Here is a 14,298-nt window from a genome sequence, read left to right as displayed (position 1 = left end):
GACCGCATTACGGGCAGATCGCCGGGCGCGCCGCCTGTGGCGCGGGGCCAGTTCATTACGCTCAGGCGTTTACTTTGTGGCGGTTTTCGTTGTCTTTTTTGCCGCCGTTTTGCGGGTGGCTTTTTGGGTTCCGGCCGCCGTTTTCGTCTGCTTGCGTGTTCGTGTGGCTTTTTCTGCTGCGGATGTTACGGGTGCAGCTGCATCTCTGAATAAAGTCTCATCTTCCGCATAACCTCCCGCCGCGCTGATCTGCGGTGCCTTCTTCAGGGTGCTGACCAGAGAGGCGATCTCCCGTTTCACACCTGCACCTGGGTTCAGGCTCATGGCTTCCCGGAAGAGTTTCAGCGCTTCGCCTTTGGTTTCCGCGTCTTCCGTGTCACGACGGCAAAATGCCCTCACCTTACACAGCTTCGCGCGGACCTCATCCGGCATATCACTGTCAGCCACAATTTTGGCCAGCTCGTCCAGCATGGGGATATAGCCTGACAAATCGGCTCCGGCGTCCGTGGTAGCGAGGTTCAGAATGGGATTGCAGATTTCCTCGGTCAGTACCGTGGGTGCCGGGCGGCGATAGTTGTCATCCGGCATGCTCAGGCCATGCTTAACGACATAGCGCCCGATACGCAGCGCCAGCGTATAGTCGGAGCAGTCCACCGCCCACACCATCAGAGTGGTGATGACCGGATCCGCGCGCCCGCTGTCGCCCTCGATCGTGCCGTCAATCCATCCCTGAAACTCAGGAAGGATGCTGGCCTTTACAGCGGCCTTCGCCTGGCGGGACTGGATTTGGCTTAGCGAAGATTTATGCATATGCAGGCGAAAGAGGATCTGCTCATGTGCGGTGCGCGTCTCCGCGTCACGCTCATCAATGATGCCCCGCCTCTCTGCCATAACCTTCTGAAAGTGTCTTTGTGCCGGTGTCAGCATGGGTTCATTCTCCTGGGCGGGCTTGCTGCCCGCCATGTGATGGGGATTATCAGGCGAATGTCACGCCGTCGATCATGGCAATCATGCCGTACTCTTCAATGACATAGTCATCATTGCTGGACTGGTAAGTCGCCACGCGGTTGTAGTGCGGCTCTTCCCGGATAGAGCGACGCAGGGAGCCTTTCTGGTAGTACACAGAGAGGTTTTTCAGGTTGGTGATCAGTACTACATCTTCAGGAATACCCGGGACAAAGACCGTCGGCAGACCGCCGATCTTTTCCTGGCTGACAATGAGCTGCGCGGCCAGCAGTTCGGTATTCGGATTGGTCTGGCTGAGCGCGTTCACTTTCGGCAGGTTCACTTTCAGCAGCAGATCGGACGAGAGCACAGTCACCAGGCCGGGAGCGCGGCGGAACCAGGGATCCATAAGGCTGTGACGCGCATCAAGCACGGCGGCATCAATATTGCCGTAGGTGCCTGACGCAATTACCGCGTTATTCTCATCACGGGAGGTCAGCGTGATACCCGGCATAATGCGCTGCGGCGCTTCATTGCGGATTTTTTGCAGCCAGCCAACGCCGCAATCCTGCAATAACGGGTAGGTCGTGCGGTCGGAGTTTTCAGAGTAATGCGTGCCATTAAAGCCAATCATCTGGCGATCCAACCCCAGCTGACGAGCCATCGCATTACTGATTAATGACTGAAATTCAGGGTGACCGGCCCACGCGTCCAGCTCCGCATAGGAAAGCGCATAGTCATAGTTGGTTTTGCGGCAGTGGTAGTTCTGCGGCTCTTTGTTATGGTTCGGTGCAGGGTTACGGCGGTTGGTACCGTCCGAGCTGTTATTGGTGCTCGCCATCGGTCCCTTACTGCCAATTTTTACTTTCTGCCCTTCCTGCTCTTTAACCCCAAAGTGGTTAACCAGCTTCATGAAGTCATCCGACTCCATGGCGGCCTGTTCCAGTTTTTGCTGGATAGTCGGATCGACGCTGAAACGATTGGCAACGGCTGAGGGTGAGACACCGTTCAGATGTGCCTGGCGCACAATGTACTTATCAAATAGTTCGCGAGTCTGGTTTTCCATGGTTACCTCTTAGAAGTCTGCAAGCTGCGCGCTGCTGTTGCCGGTTGCCGCCGGTCGTGCGTTGTAATTTTCTGCGGGCTGGAGCTGAAGCTGACCGCGCAGCTCGTTAAGTTTGCTGGTCAGTTGCTGAATGGTGGCTTTATCCTGTTGGCGGTCCTGTTCCAGGGCACTGAACCGGTCAATCTGGTCTGCCTGAGATTGAGCAACGGCTTCAACAACCTGATGCAACTGACTGAACCGCTGATCGTCGGTTTTCTGGCCTTTACCAAGGATGCCCATCACGCGGTTGAACCAGTTGACGCCCTCCTCGCTGCGATGAGCGGCCAGTTCGATCACTTCAGCTTCAAGCGCATCAGAGAACAGCGGCGCCTCGATCTGCTGGTTATTGAAAGCCATCACCTGCGCGCGCTGCTGCGCGGCAAATTTAAGGCGCTCAGTCCCCAGACTTGCCGGGGTGTCCGTCATCGCCAGGCCGACCACATACGCCTTACCGTTAAGGGCAAACTGCGGATGCAGCTCAATACTGGAATAGATTTTTTTTCCTTCATCGGTGAGCTGCTTCATTCGTGCCGAAGCGTCGATCTCGGCATAGAGCGCCGTACGACCGGCCAGCGGCCCTTCGGTGATATCCTCCGCGCTTAAAGCAACAACATCCCCCATGGCGCCAAAATTGCTGTCAGGAAGCATGGAGAGATAGTGCTCCACGTTCACGCGGGCGCCGTAAACGGCCGGATTGTAGCTCGCCGCCGCATCGCGGAGGTGCTGCGGCTGGATCTCGCGCCCGTCAACGGTGGCGCCGGAAACCGCAACGCGAAACTTTTTGCGGGCGGGTTTAGTCGTGCTGGCCATGTCGTTTTATCCTGTTGATTAATGTCAGTCGCTGCATCATCGCAGAGCCTGAAAGCCCGGCGCCACGCGGTTTTGTTGTCGGAGAACGGCCAGACCTGAAAGCCCGAGCCGCGGGGATCGCGCGCAGGTAATCTCCCTGCTCAAAAGGGGGAAGTGATGATTCAGGATGCGTTTATTCGATTAAGGGCAAAGCAGCTCTACTGGCAGGGTTACCCGCCCGCCGAAATTTCGCGACTCATGGGTATCAACTCAAACACGGTTTATTCGTGGAAAAAGCGCGACGAGTGGGACGAAACGCCCCCAATTCAGCGCGTCACCCAATCCATTGACGCCCGCCTTTGCCAGCTGAATGCAAAAGACAACAAGACCGGCGGCGACTTCAAAGAGATTGACCTGCTTACCCGGCAGCTGAAAAGGCTGGATACCGGGCAAAATGCGGCGGCTACCGGGAACAAGAAAACCAGTCGTCGCAAGAAGAAAAACCACTTCTCCGAGGAGCAGATCGAGGCGTTGCGCTTAAAAATTCTCGACTCTCTCGCATGGCATCAGCGCGGCTGGTACGAACAACGAGATCAGCGTAACCGGATGATCCTCAAATCACGGCAGATTGGGGCAACCTGGTACTTTGCCCGCGAGGCATTGCTGGGCGCACTGAGAACAGACGTTAAGCACGACTACCAGCGCAACCAAATCTTTCTGTCAGCATCACGAAAGCAGGCGCTACAGTTCCGCAACTTCATCCGCAAAGCGGCTGAAGAGGTGGACGTCGAACTTAAAGGCGGCGAGCAAATCACGCTGTCAAACGGCGCAGAGCTGCATTTTCTCGGGACGTCGGCGGCGACGGCGCAGTCTTACACCGGCCACCTGCGATTTGATGAGTTTTTCTGGACAGGAAACTTTATCAACCTGCGCAAGGTTGCCGGAGCCATGGCAACGCTAAAAGGCTTAACTCGCACGTACTTCTCCACGCCATCGAGTGAAAGCCATGAAGCCTATCAGTTCTGGACCGGCGATCGATGGAATGCGAAACGGCCTAAAGCACAGCGCGTTGATTTCGACGTGTCCTGGAAGAAAACGCATAGCGGCGTGCTTTACCCGGACAAAACGTGGCGGCAGATCGTCACTATTCAGGACGCTATCAACAACGGGTGGGACTACACCGACATTGATGAAATCAGGGACGAAAACAGTCCCGATGAATTTGAAAACCTGTACATGTGCGAGTTCGTCAAAGACGGCGAAAGCGCGTTCAATCTTAGCCAGTTACTGGGGTGCGGCGCTGACGGGTATGACGACTGGCCCGACTGGAAACCCTTCGCCAGTCGCCCTATGGGCCAACGTGAGGTGTGGCTGGGCTACGACGCCAACGGCGGCAGCGGCAATGGTGATTCCGGTGCTCTGTCCGTGACGGTCCCTCCCCTTGTGGCCGGCGGCCGGTTTCGCACGGTTGAATTGAAGCAACTGCGAGGGCTTGAGTTTGAACAGCAGGCGGCGGTCATCAAAGAGGCTGCCGAGCGCTACAACGTCACTCACATCGCCATTGACGGTCAAGGCGTCGGGGAGGCGGTCTGGCAGATTGTTAAAAACTGGTTCCCGGCGGCTATTTGCTACCAGATGAGCCTATCTTCCAAGCGCGCCCTTGTCCTCAAAATGTTGCAGGTCATACGCGCCGGCCGCTGGGAATATGACCGCAGCGAGCAGGGTCTGGTCAGAGCCTTCAACGCTGTTCGCAAAGTTGTTACGCCCGGCGGTTTCATCACTTACGAAACGGACCGATCGCGCGGCGTAAGCCATGGTGATATGGCGTGGGCAACCATGCTTTCGATTATTAATGAACCGTTGGGCCAGGAAAGTGGCGGCGGTGGTTTCGCAATGGGATGGTAACTTTGAAAAAGAAATACGGTAAAAAGCCGATAGCCAGCACCGCCGGCCCTGACATTGTGGAGTCACTGAAGGCCGATCCCGCGTTGACAGCGTTCAGCTTTGACGGCCCTTATCCCGTGCGGGATATGGCCGATTTGCTGGAAAATCTCTATTGCATGGATAACGGGCGATACTATGAGACGCCAGTAGACTTTTACGGACTGGCTAAAGCTCCGCGTCAGAGCGCCTGGCATGAGTCGGCGTTGTATTTCAAACGTAATGTGCTCACCGGCTGTTTTATCCCGCACAAACTGCTCAATCGCCAGACCTTTTCCGCGTTTGCGCTGGACTGGTTCACGTTTGGCAATGCCTACCTCGAATTGCCGCGTAATCGCCTAGGCGGCCCGCTTCCCTTCAAACACTCTCTTGCGAAGTACACCCGGCGTGGAAGCACAGATCTCGATCAATACTGGTTTATCCGGCGCTGGAAAGAAGAGCATACATTCAAATCAGGAACGGTTTGTCACGTTCTGAACCCTGATATTAATCAGGAGGTCTACGGTATGCCGGAATATATGGCAGCACTGCTGGCCGCCAGCCTGGCCCACTCCGCTGACATGTTCCGTAAGCTTTACTACGACAATGGATCGCATGCTGGATGCATTGTTTATATTGGCGCCGGACAGGTTGACGATAAAAGCATGAAGGCAGTCAAAGAGACGTTGACCGGCGCGCGTGGTAAAGGCGCATTTAAAAACCTGCTGCTGCATGCGCCAGGCGGCGGCAAAGACGGCGTGCAAATCCTCCCCTTCCAGCAGATCACTGCGAAAGATGAGTTTATCAACATTAAGAACGCCACACGTGACGACATACTCGCAGCGCACCGTATCCCGCCGCAGCTGATGGGCGCCATGCCAGAGGGAAACGGCTCATTTGGGGATATCGAGAAAGCCGCACGGGTCTACGCTATCAACGAGCTGACGCCCGTAATGGAGGCGCTGAAGGTGGTCAATGAGTGGATCGGAGAAGAAGTGATCCGCTTTAACCCTTACGCGTTGCTTACCGCTGAGAAATAACCGCCAGACAATTCAGTTTCTTTAAACAACATCAGCCATTTATAACAGGCCAGCGTTTTCGCTGGCCTCATCTTTTCTGCTGAAAAAATCCCGCATCAGCGCCCCTCTGCGCGTCGCTGCTTTTTACCTGCAAGGGCATGCCGCCAACCAAAACGACCGCTCACCGTGACGCAGAAACCGTGAAATTGCGTATTCTGCCGCCTTCCCTACCCTGACCCGTTTGCGGGGGCTTGCCCCCCGTCACCTGCGCGCAGCAATCCTTTCATTTTTCGTGCATGCACAAAATCGGCCTAAGACCGCGCCCAGTATGGGCTTAAAGGAGAAAAAGTACATCAAAAAAATTGTGCAAATTTGTGCGCTATTGTGCACTAAATCAAGCTCCAGTATTGATTACTTGCCTTTTACATGTAAACTCCATTGATAGTTGGATTTACTTCCAAAAGGTGGAACAAAATGGCTTTTACTAAAATCAGAATCGACAATCTTTTTTGCTTTGAAAACAGTGTCCTTGACCTGAGTTTCACAAGAACCCCAGTTAATAGCTCACTGGAAGGCGAGTACATTGAGGGGTATGAAAAGTTTTACTTCAAAAAAGTGTGCATTGTATCTGGCGCAAATGCATCAGGAAAAACATCACTTGGCCGGGTAATGATCTCCGTACTACGATTTCTTAGCACCGGGGTTTTTAATCCGGAACCATTAAAATTAATGGACAAAACGAAACCTGCTTATATTGAAATGGACTTCTTTCAGGCCCATTTGAAATCTTTATTCAGGACTGGTATTTGGCTTAAAGCTACAGACGACTCTGTCACTGTAGAGAAAATTGCTATGGCATCAGTTGATTTACGCAAGTCCGATTCTTGTGCAAAAACGACTAAAAGATTAGACATTGTCTGGAATGATCAAAAATTCGAACTAAATGGACCAAACAAATATTTCTCTACTGAGAATGCTAATCCAAAGGAGTTTTCTCAATATCTAGATAATTTAGGGTTTGTTCTAGGATGGCATTTTATACTTTCTGAAAACCAAGAAAATACGAATAAGATATCTCGTATTGGAAGCAATATTCTAAAGAGTATACTTAAAACCTTTGACAATACAGTTAAATCCGTTTCTGGACTAATTGTTAAAGATGATGAAGGCAATCAAAATCTGCAAGGGTACTCTGTGATTTTCAATAATGGTGATAAAGTCATTATTGACATGGAGGGGGAGATAACTAACAAAGATAGATTATCCCGAGGGACTTATGATGCTGTAAAAATATCGCACCTCCTTTCAGGGATACTTGAAGATAAAACTGAAGAAACTGATATGAATTTCCCATGTAGTGGCCTTTATTTTTTGGATGAGAAAATGGCCTTCACCCATACAGAGTTAGAAAAAATAATGGTCACTTTGATAATATCTAAACTCTGCAGATATGGTCAGTTTATATATACAACTCATAATTACGATATATTGAGTTTAGATTTACCGACTCACTCGTTTACATTTACTAAAAAAATAAACGGGTCAACCACATTTATTGAAGCGACCTCTCAGCATAAAAAGAATGACCGAAATCTTTTAAATAAAGTTAAAAACGATTGTTTCGCGACCATCCCTGATGTTTCATTAATTGAAGAAATGCTTTTTGAGGATTGATTATGGCGGCCAAAAAATTTGCTATTGTCCTCGTTGAGGGGGAAACGGAAAAGGCATTATTCAGTGATTTCAAAACATCGCTTGGGTACCCTATAAAAAAAATAGTCATTGCAAACTTATGGAATGTTAGCATAAAAAAAATCATGCCAGCTTTGACTGAAGTTAGTGAGATCGTAGTGGTTTTTGATACTGACCGAATTGAGAACATAGAACGATTTAAAACCAACATAAGTCTTCTAAAGGCCAAGAAGCATACAATCTACTTATTTCAACAAACAAAAAATTTTGAAGATGAGATTGCTAAAGCGTGCAACATAAACAACCGTGCTTTGTATTCTTCTTTTTGCTCAAAAATTGTTTCCTCAGATAATTTCAAAAATGAATTTATTGCTTTACACAACAGAATGCCAAAGCTCGACGGTCTCAACATTAACAAAAGCTTACTATGGAGCAGAGGCATAATTCCACAATTGAATGATTATTCTTCACATACCTCATCCCATGATGCTTATTTTTCATAGCACTAAAAAATAAATTCAATAGAGTCATGATTTTTTAAAGCCGCTAAGATGAGCGGCTTTCTTATCAGTAATCTACATCATTTAACGCAACCATTATTGCCAGCCTCTCAGAGGCCGGTAGAGCTGCAAATTTCTCTTTCCAGCGCAACGCCTTCCGTTTAATGCGGTAACGGTCGTTGTAGTCTTTACCAGCGAACGCGTGCGAGTAAGCGGCTCCCTCTGGGTAGTTCATCCATATTTTCTCAGTGCGTACACCGCCCCGCGTCATGGCCTGAAATTCCTTGCTGCGCCAGCCCACTAACGTTTCGTCATAAAGCTGCAAGGTCTGTCACTGAACTGTCGTCAGGCGCGGTTTTATCAGCTGGCACTGCTGTTTCTGACGGCGGTTTTTCATCCGAAGCGGAGCGCCCCGTACAGTTATTGACAGAACTCTTAAGCAACTTAAAAAATAAAAACACTTACTCATTATTATTGGTCAGTACATCTCCTCAATTCCATTTGAGCCCACTAAATATTTTCTCTAATGAGCCATGTGCACAATATATAAAAACATCTTATCGCGTGCAGCTAAGTATACCTTTAGGTATGATATAAGATACAATCATGAATAAAAAACATTTATACAGCTCATAACAGCATCAGTAATAGCTTTATTTTCATCTATACTCATGCCACAAAAATCGGTAAGTTCGTTCAAACCTGAGAACTGATGTTCAAAAAACGAGCCGACATTTGAAGTATCTAGCTCAATTTTAATATTCCCCTCTGAAGTAATGGTCTCAGATTTAACTTCTGCATAGGCTAAAAAGAAATGTCTTAGGATTTGGCTAAACCCATTGGGATTAATGAAAAAAAATAGGAACCTTATCTCTTCGCTTACTTTTATTAAGTATTTTCTGACATCTACGATGTTGTACAATTCACCATCAGCATCATATCCATTTATTGAAATATCTATCTTGCCTTGGAAGTATTTCATAGCCGAGCGTGAAGATGTTAAATACTTAAAAAAATCATGAAGCTTAGATGTGTCAAGATTTTCAATTTGTTTTCTTTCAATTATTATATGGGTATCAATAATCGGCGTGCAAAACTTATCTCCCTGATCATAAAAAGATATCTCGTTTAGAATATCGAACATCAAACCTTCATTTCTCTCAATATATTCGTAAAAATAACCATAAACAGACTTAACATCATCCTCACGCCATTTGTTATTTATTAAAGTAAACTTTTTACCTGTTTCAATATCCCAACAAAAGCTCATATAGGACATCCCTAGATCATCTAATATTTCATCATCTCGATATTCTCGACCACCCCAAATCATTGTAAGCATTAACTCTTGAATATTACCACTATAATACTTATCAATCACTTCATAAAAAGACAAGCTTTTGGTGTTTCCCTGCAAACACCCGAAATATATTTTTACAACCTTAGTGCTTGTGTTCTTTACATAGATTGAATAACATGGGAGATAGCTTTCCTTATTTTCAAATTCTTTAAAGGTATAATAAAGTGAAAACAAGCCCAATCTTGGGTGATAAATATTCAACTCAATAGTTGAGTCAGGATATTTCTGTTGGATTTCGGCTAAAATTTGCAGTATCTGACTCTGCCATGCTAGATTTGCATCCAATAAATCTTGGACTGCCTCTTTCAAATTACTTAGCTTTTGTTTGCAGTTAATACTAATATTTGCCTGAAGATTTTGTGCTGAGTTACCTTTGGTTCCCTTCAACTCTGCAAGGATGATATCGTTAGTTAAGTTTTCATTTAGCTCAAAGAAACCTTTTCTAATTAACTTATGGAGCTTTATTCCATGAGTATTAAAATAAAGCATGAACTTTGCAGGATTTCCAATTTCATAATAGTCACTTTCTATATTTTCGAGATCAAAAGAATAATTTCGCAGATACTCAATCTGTTCTTCTTCCTCGAGTTCTTCAATAGTTTCCTTCACTTCCTCAACTACTTCGTTTGGTTTTGTTTTTTTTATTATATCCAGATGTTCGCTAGCGGACATAGCTTGAACGGAAAGGAATACTATATAAGAAAACAATTCCGCATCCGAATCAATCGCCTCTAACTTATTCATTCTCATGATATCCTTTATAACACCTATGCGTCTCTCCTTAGAAGAAGAGGGAATTGGTTTATCTGCCTTTAATATTGTAATTAAAAAATCATAGATGCCTGCATTAGTTAATGTTTTTATTATCGATGCCCCCCCCTCATTTAAATTAATCTCATCCTTATACCAAAACACATCATAGGCTGGAGAAATAAACCTACCCTTGTTATATTTTAGCGGTTGAATCGTTTCCACGGAAATATCACGGCCGTCCAGTTTAATATCAACCCCTTTTAATGGAAATTGAATACTATGAACAAGACTTGAAAAAGGAACTAGTAACTCACTCCATTCAGTTGAAGCAATGATAATTCTAATCTCATCGTCGTTAGCTCCAAAGTATGATTTAACACCTTCGGCGTATTTCATAACCTCATGCAATGCTTGCCTTGCCGCTTGATTACTTCGTTTCAATTCTATTAACACATGATTATTTTGTTTATCCTTTGCGTATATATCAATAAAACTTTTAGTGCCAAGTTTATTTGGTATATATTTTTCCTTATCAAGAAGAATTAAATCCTCACCAAAAACATCCATTCTCTCACAGACTAAATCACGTAACTCATTTTCTTTCATATCGCCTCCAAAATACAAATCGCAGTCACTAAATACATTCTTAACGAACCATAAGCATATATACAACACAATGAAAAAGCAAACATTCAATTACATTAAATCCATTTTCAAAAAAAATACAAAATTGCAAATTTGATGTTTTTATCAAAAAGAAAAATTTAAAACACCTAGATAAAAAAGCACTATCAAATGATAAACTACATTCGTATTTTAAATTAACTACAATAAACTTTCTTTAGCCTCTTACAATAGTTTTCACACATATATTATTTGAACATCTGATTTTTCGGTTTCAGAACAAGACAACCTTTTATTATGAACAGTATAGGAAATACGGCGACTGAGTCGCAATCCTTGCTACTTAGTAAATGTTAAAACTGAGCATCAAAAGTTCAATCCCATTGAAAATCATAATCGCACAATAAAAATTGAGCTGTGAAGAACTACTGTGTTTTTGACGTCACTGTTATTCGTCTCATTACAACCCGGAGATCTTTTGCAGGCAGTTTACGTACATCAAACGATCCCGTTTCCTCATCTTCTCTTGTTATCTCAGGTATAGCAATATCAATTACCGCCCCTTGAATATTGGTTATTTGGTTTTGGGGACAGTTATTGCCACGAGTCCAAGGGGCGACGGGGTCGCCCTGGGCGGCGCTTTCAGCGCCTGGGTTAGCGGAAGCCTTCTTCACCATCTTCCAGGTATGGACATGCGTGCATATTTTGTTTTCCTTACCGGTGATTGGCGACCAAATGCCGTAAATACGAATCCCGTGATCGCCATAGGTTCCTGGTTCGACTGTCGGCTCGTAGGCGGTATGAATGAGGTAATTTTTGCGGGGAACAAGTACACCGCCCTGCTTCATAATGTAAGTGGCAAAACAGCCAACATCAGCAGCAGCAAGCACAGCGTCCAGTTTTGGATCCATAAGTACCGGAGCACCCGGTTTGCTGGTTTTCATTGCACGAGTTGCCTGCGATGCGAACAATCGTAACTCGCGGTACGCCTGGCGGCCTGGAATCCCAAAAAAACGAAATTGTTGAACACGGTGCAACGATGCCCATGCAGTGACGTACTCGGCACTATCACGTAGTGATTTACCCGTCTCCTTGCTGACGGTGTCACCCAGCCCACGCCCATCGATGTTTTTACTGACGTACTTTGCAATATAACTGGCCGGAGTCCCCTTTCGCGGGTCTATCAGCTTTGACTTGAAACGAGCGCCAGTGTTATTGCCAAGTTCGGCGCGATCTTCTCGGATAGCGAAACGACGCAGCAGCTCTGTGATTGCACGTCGATGTTTTTTGCGCATAAAACACAATAAATGCCAGTGCACAGTTCCATCGTGATGTGGTTCGGCTACGCGGACGCCGTACCAGCGCAGCTCTTTTTTGTGCATTGCCTTACGGAATGCCGCAAACGTATCAACCAGATAGTCGCTGCTTTTCCTAACTGTCGAGTGATCCCATGTAGGGTTAGGCTTCCCGTTCATCAGTGTGGCGTGGTACTTAGAAGGACAGGTGATGGTATAGAACATGGCGCAGTCGCCACGCATTTCAGCTATCAATTCCAGGCCTTTGACACAGGCCATCATCTCATTACGACGGTGCGCTGGATTGCTGGCACTTGCAAGCACCACATCCTCCATGCTGAGCGTGTCGCCATCTTCGTTAATCAGATCATGGTTGCGGAAAAAATCCATCGCCTTACGGCGTTGTTCCCGCTTCTGCAACAGAATGTCATGGCTGACATAAGGTGATGCGTGCCGATGAACAAGGCACGCAGCCCGAAGTAACTCTTCCCGCCATTCGTTGCGGAGTTGCCACAGCTTACGTTGCCACCAGTCAGCACAACGCATACGGGCAAGCGCGCCCGATATCAGCTCGTAATTAATCGGGTTGCGGCGATTATGTTTGCTGCGGAGCGCTTCATAACCCGGCGGGATAACATCAAGGCGTGACACTTCGGCCGCCACACGACGATAGAGCTCCAGTATTACGATGGGAGAAGCTAATTCATCGGTCAGCATCTCACCGCAAAGCTGGATAAAAATCATATCAATGTGCGCTGCGACCAGCGTTGAAAGCCGCTTAACCTCCCGCTGATTCAGTTCAGCAAGTCGAAGGAGTTGATCAAGGCTATCCCTGCCAGCCATGGCCTGGAATGACAGCGACGCCTGGTTAGCACGGACCTTGTCAATTCTCACTAATGAGGGAGTAATGACCTCATTCAGATAGGTAGGCAAATGGCGCGGATCTTCTGATTTTTCCAAATACTTAATCCTTGTTTCCAGCGGCTTGCGCAGGAAACCAGGCAAGCTGGCGACGTCATCACGAATCAGGGTAAGAGGATCTACACGATGGAGTTCTGCATGTCGCTTAGCCTTCTCAATCAGCGCATCATTCAATTCGTCATAGTGCCAGGGATCGCAATGTGCAACAGAAAAGAGGTACTCTTCTGCTGCACGACTCATTGCTTCAGCCTGCTCGCGTTGATCGCTTTTATCCTGCTCATAAAGCGCAATCCAGACGGCCAGCGCAGAGGGTTTCCGTGCAGGCACATCAACAGCATAAGGGTTTACTGGCTGCTTTCTGGCATTCCAGCTCCATGCCAGGGATGTGGAGTCAGGCATAACTCACCTTCGAATCTTATTTTGCAAAGCCAACGCTTTAACAAGCCGGCGCGCCAAACATTTCGGCATATGTCGCATCACCCATCACCGCCCCACAGTCCGGGCAACCACCACCACCAGAACGACCGCAACCACAACACACGCGAAGAACGCCAATCACTTCACCGGCCATATCGCGGGTTTTGGCGCTAACGGAACGTCGAACCCTGAAGGCGTGGAGATTGAAAGCGGAGTAGATCTGGCGTGTTTCTGGTGTGTCGCTATTCGAGATGGCCGATCGCGTTCCATGCTGGCGATTAACGTCCAGCAACGCCGTAACCAAAGCGCGGTGATCATCCAGGGTAAATGGCTTGCCGTAAGCGGTAAAATTGGCTGTTTTGCTAGTCGGGATGTACGGTGGATCGCAGTAAATCACAGAGTCCAGGCGATTCCTGGCGACGTACGGAATGGAAGTACGAAAATCATTACAAAGAAAGAGCGCGTGAGTATCCCGCGCCTTTTCGGCAAATAGGCGCATTTCTGCTTCTGGAAAATAAGGCGCCTTATAGCTGCCAAATGGAACATTGAAACCGCCATCCCTGTTGGTGCGATAAAGCCCGTTAAAGCAGTGGCGGTTCAGGTATAAAAATGATGCAGCCCACCGTACAACGTAATCATCTGCACACTCGTCATCCCACGACAGGTGGTTGAACAACTTGCGCTCTTCGTAATAGCTATCTTCGTTATTGCCATTTCTGAATACGTTCCTGGCGATCAGTATCAATCTTTCAGGGTCTTCCCTGAGCGCGCGGAAGAAATTGATCAATGCGCGATTGCTGTCACAAAGCACATAGCGGCGGTATTCCGTATTCATAAAGACTGTGCCACTGCCTACAAAGGGCTCAATCAAACAATCGGCTTTAGGTAAGTGCTTCAGCAACTCCGGCAACACGCGGGTTTTACCGCCAGCACACTTAAGAGGTGACTTAATCATTTG

The 14,298-nt window shown here is 47.3% G+C and carries 10 protein-coding genes and 1 pseudogene; 4 read left to right on the top strand and 7 right to left on the bottom strand.

Features of this window, described 5'->3' with window-relative positions; all coding sequences use genetic code 11:
• Positions 1-69 precede the first annotated feature (69 nt).
• The 3 genes from gpM to ABLV52_RS13885 are packed head-to-tail and all read right to left on the bottom strand — an operon-like array spanning position 70 to position 2,860.
• A complete protein-coding gene (gene gpM / locus ABLV52_RS13895; protein ID WP_348890515.1) occupies positions 70-927 on the bottom strand; it encodes a phage terminase small subunit in 858 nt (285 codons plus the stop codon).
• Between the two features lie 49 nt (positions 928-976).
• The gene (locus tag ABLV52_RS13890; RefSeq protein ID WP_004213107.1) at positions 977-2,011 is read right to left on the bottom strand and encodes a phage major capsid protein, P2 family; all 1,035 of its coding nucleotides are present in this window, start codon (positions 2,009-2,011) and stop codon (positions 977-979) included.
• Between the two features lie 9 nt (positions 2,012-2,020).
• Entirely contained in the window at positions 2,021-2,860 is an 840-nt protein-coding gene (locus ABLV52_RS13885) for a GPO family capsid scaffolding protein (protein ID WP_065808130.1), read from the bottom strand.
• 156 nt (positions 2,861-3,016) lie between these two features.
• Between ABLV52_RS13885 and ABLV52_RS13880 the strand changes: the two genes are divergently transcribed.
• The 4 genes from ABLV52_RS13880 (at position 3,017) to ABLV52_RS13865 (ending at position 7,973) form a co-directional block, all read left to right on the top strand.
• Positions 3,017-4,744, top strand: a complete 1,728-nt coding sequence (locus ABLV52_RS13880; RefSeq protein WP_065907420.1) for a terminase family protein — start codon at positions 3,017-3,019, stop codon at positions 4,742-4,744.
• Positions 4,738-5,799 carry a phage portal protein gene (locus tag ABLV52_RS13875; protein WP_268121501.1) on the top strand — a complete coding sequence of 354 codons (1,062 nt, stop codon included), beginning with the start codon at positions 4,738-4,740 and terminating at the stop codon, positions 5,797-5,799. Before ABLV52_RS13880 ends, ABLV52_RS13875 begins: the two co-directional genes overlap by 7 nt.
• A gap of 453 nt (positions 5,800-6,252) precedes the next feature.
• A complete protein-coding gene (locus tag ABLV52_RS13870; RefSeq protein ID WP_065907424.1) occupies positions 6,253-7,452 on the top strand; it encodes an ATP-binding protein in 1,200 nt (399 codons plus the stop codon).
• A 2-nt stretch (positions 7,453-7,454) separates the two neighbouring features.
• Positions 7,455-7,973, top strand: coding sequence for a hypothetical protein (locus ABLV52_RS13865; RefSeq protein ID WP_065907427.1), 519 nt, complete (start codon positions 7,455-7,457; stop codon positions 7,971-7,973).
• 64 nt (positions 7,974-8,037) lie between these two features.
• Here ABLV52_RS13865 and ABLV52_RS13860 read toward each other — a convergent pair.
• The 4 genes and pseudogenes from ABLV52_RS13860 to ABLV52_RS13845 all read right to left on the bottom strand — a co-directional run.
• Positions 8,038-8,289, bottom strand: a pseudogene (locus ABLV52_RS13860) (DNA adenine methylase); the annotation flags it as partial.
• Between the two features lie 285 nt (positions 8,290-8,574).
• Entirely contained in the window at positions 8,575-10,689 is a 2,115-nt protein-coding gene (locus tag ABLV52_RS13855; protein ID WP_134913939.1) for an endonuclease NucS domain-containing protein, read from the bottom strand.
• 443 nt (positions 10,690-11,132) lie between these two features.
• Complete coding sequence (locus tag ABLV52_RS13850) at positions 11,133-13,322, bottom strand: replication endonuclease (protein WP_348890514.1); 2,190 nt, start codon at positions 13,320-13,322, stop codon at positions 11,133-11,135.
• 37 nt (positions 13,323-13,359) lie between these two features.
• Positions 13,360-14,295: a Dam family site-specific DNA-(adenine-N6)-methyltransferase gene (locus ABLV52_RS13845; protein WP_348890513.1), complete on the bottom strand. Its 936-nt coding sequence runs from the start codon at positions 14,293-14,295 to the stop codon at positions 13,360-13,362.
• Positions 14,296-14,298: the final 3 nt, after the last annotated feature.

This window comes from Klebsiella sp. GB_Kp056, assembly GCF_040064755.1.
In the GTDB taxonomy this organism is placed as follows: domain Bacteria; phylum Pseudomonadota; class Gammaproteobacteria; order Enterobacterales; family Enterobacteriaceae; genus Klebsiella; species Klebsiella quasipneumoniae.
Note: the sequence above shows the minus strand (reverse complement) of the source record. Positions and strands in the feature narration are given on the sequence as shown.